Annotated in this window: 2 protein-coding genes; one reads left to right on the forward strand and one right to left on the reverse strand. The window is 52.0% G+C overall.

Annotated elements, in window-relative coordinates; all coding sequences use genetic code 11:
* Nucleotides 1–857 (reverse strand): aconitase/3-isopropylmalate dehydratase large subunit family protein (locus Q0369_RS01735; RefSeq protein ID WP_298095148.1); only part of this gene is annotated, 857 nt, incomplete at its 3' end.
* 97 nt (nt 858–954) lie between these two features.
* On the opposite strand from Q0369_RS01735, the gene Q0369_RS01740 reads away from it, so the two are divergent.
* Nucleotides 955–1,280, forward strand: a 326-nt coding sequence (locus Q0369_RS01740; RefSeq protein WP_298095152.1) for a nitroreductase family protein, incomplete at its 3' end; no start/stop codon positions are given.

Raw genomic sequence — 1,280 nt, forward strand, 5'->3', positions numbered from 1 at the left:
TCGCGCACGCTCTTGCCGTTGCTAGGCAGAAACGGATACGCAATCACCGGATCAAGCTTACTCACATCGATCTGCAAAATTTGCTCATAGTTCGCGCCCTCGTCGGAGTAGTGAAATTTCGGCTCGGCGCGCAAATTTTTATCCGCCAAAAATTCCTTCGTGATCTCATCGACCGCGACGATACCGCTCTTGCCGCCCGCTTCGATCGCCATATTACAAAGCGAAAATCTGCTATCCATATCCAGATGCTCCAGCGCGTCGCCGCAGAACTCCAAAGCCTTATAGCGCGCGCCGTCCACGCCGATGAGGCGGATCACTTCTAGGATCAGATCCTTGCCGTAGATGTGCGGCGCAGGCTTGCCGCGAAAGACCACTTTGATCGTAGGAGGTACTTTAAACCAATTCTTGCCCGTTATCATCGCAAAAGCAAGATCCGTGCTGCCCATACCCGTCGCAAATGCTCCCAGCGCGCCGTGGGTACAGGTGTGGCTGTCCGCGCCGATGATGACGTCGCCGGGCACTACGAGCCCTTTTTCAGGCATCAGAGCGTGTTCGATACCCATATCTTTTTCGTCGAAATAATTTTTCAAATCGTGCTTGTAAGCAAACTCGCGTGAAATTTTAGCTTGGTTTGCGCTTAAAATGTCTTTCGTAGGGATGTAGTGATCCATCACGATCGCAAAGCCGTCCGGGTTGGCGAGCTTTTTTGCGCCGCTAAGCTCGAACTGCTTGATCGAAATCGGCGTCGTGATGTCGTTGCCTATGACCATATCGATGGCGCTTTCGATGATCTGTCCCGCGAAAACCGCCTCGCCCACGTGCTCGCTAAAAATTTTCTCCGTGATCGTTTGCTTCATAAAATCTCCTTCGTATCGGTTAAATTTGCGCGATTTTAGCTAAAAAATCATAAATTTTTGCAATTTTATGTATAATTGAGCCGCAAGGAGCGAGACGATGGAAATTTTAGATATTTTTGCAAACCGCAGAAGCGTAAGAAAATACGCGCAGGGGCCGCTTGAGGACGAGGCGCTGGATAAAATTTTAAAAGCGGGCCTGCTTGCGCCGTCGGGGCATGCACGCCGCCCGTGGGAGTTCATCCTCGTGCGCGACAAACAGATGCTTGAGGGGTTAAGCGGATGCCGCAGCAGCGGTGCAAATATGCTAAAACAGGCCGCGGCCGCGATCGTCGTGATCGCAGATGAGCAGAAGCAGGACGTCTGGATCGAGGACTGCTCGGTAGCGCTAGGCTACATGCACCTTGCCGCAAGCGCGCTAAATCT

This window comes from uncultured Campylobacter sp. (assembly GCF_938030685.1).
Taxonomy (GTDB): Bacteria; Campylobacterota; Campylobacteria; order Campylobacterales; family Campylobacteraceae; genus Campylobacter_B.